The organism is Pseudochrobactrum sp. AO18b, from assembly GCF_000409565.1.
GTDB classification, from domain to species: domain Bacteria; phylum Pseudomonadota; class Alphaproteobacteria; order Rhizobiales; family Rhizobiaceae; genus Pseudochrobactrum; species Pseudochrobactrum saccharolyticum.
The window spans coordinates 1-1,494 of the sequence record NZ_ANNO01000293.1; the positions used below are offsets into that span (position 1 = coordinate 1).

At 53.5% G+C, this 1,494-nt stretch carries 1 protein-coding gene; it reads left to right on the top strand.

The features are described from left to right. Positions 1-117: 117 nt before the first annotated feature. The coding region (locus tag A918_RS0111995) for a dipeptidase (RefSeq protein ID WP_022711303.1) at positions 118-1,494 on the top strand (1,377 nt) is incomplete at its 3' end.

Here is a 1,494-nt window from a genome sequence, read left to right on the forward strand (position 1 = left end):
CAGCAAATGCCCGACATCATCCCTGTACAGTCTCCGGCCATTTACGCTAAAACCGTCCGGACTTTAAAAACACATTCATGCTTTGCGAGTCGAAACATGCTTTTTCATGAGGGTAACATGTCAGCACTTGAACCTGTTCTTCAGCACCTCGATCAGAATCTCGACAACAGTGTCGATCATCTGTTTGATCTTCTGCGCATTAAATCCATTTCCACAGATCCGGCGTTCAAAGCCGATTGCCGCAAAGCTGCGGAATGGCTGGTAGAAGATCTGAAGAGCATTGGCTTTGATGCAAGTGTGCGCGACACGCCCGGTCACCCGATGGTTGTTGCCCATCATGAAGGCGCAACGACAGATGCCCCGCATGTGCTGTTCTACGGTCATTACGACGTGCAGCCGGTTGACCCGCTGAATCTCTGGGAAAATGACCCGTTTGATCCTGCGGTTAAAGAAGCTGAAGCCGGCCGTAAGATCCTGACCGGTCGCGGTACATCCGATGACAAAGGTCAGCTGATGACTTTTGTCGAAGCCTGCCGCGCTTATAAAGCAGTCCACGGCCAGTTGCCGGTCAAAGTGACCATCTTGTTTGAAGGTGAAGAAGAATCCGGTTCACCATCGCTCAAGCCATTCCTCGACAGCCACAAAGAAGAACTCAAAGCCGATGTTGCTTTGGTTTGCGACACCTCGATGTGGAACCGTGATACACCGGCGATCTGCGTTGGCCTGCGTGGTCTGGTTGGTGAACAGATCACCATTAAAGCCGCTGACCGCGACCTGCATTCCGGTTTCTTCGGTGGCGCGGCTGCCAATCCGCTGCATGTGCTGTCGAAAATTCTTGCCGACCTGCATGATGAAACCGGCCGCGTAACCGTGGAGGATTTCTATGAAGGCGTGGAAGAAACCCCAAGCCAGATTTTGAAGTCATGGGAAGGTCTTGGCCGCACCCCTGAGAATTTCCTCGGTCCTATCGGTCTGTCCGTACCGTCGGGCGAACAGGGTCGCAGTGTTCTGGAACAGACATGGGCGCGCCCGACTGCCGAAGTCAACGGTATGATCGGCGGCTATACCGGTGAAGGTTTCAAGACTGTTATCGCCGCAGAAGCATCTGCCAAAGTTTCCTTCCGCCTCGTACATAAGCAGGATCCGGATAAAGTCCGCGCCAATTTCCGCAAATTTGTCGAGGCCCGTCTGCCTGCTGATTGCCGCGTAGAATTCCATCCGCATGGCGGTTCACCGGCTATCCAGCTTTCCTATGATTCGCCACTGGTCACACAGGCTAAGCAGGCTTTGTCTGATGAATGGCCGAACCCTGCGGTTCTGATTGCCATGGGCGGTTCTATTCCGATTGTCGGTGACTTCGACAAATTCCTCGGCATGGACTCCCTGCTGGTCGGCTTCGGCCTTGAGGATGACCGCATCCATTCTCCGAATGAAAAATACGAGCTGTCCTCCTTCCATAAAGGTCAGCGCTCATGGGCTAGAATTTTGGGCGGG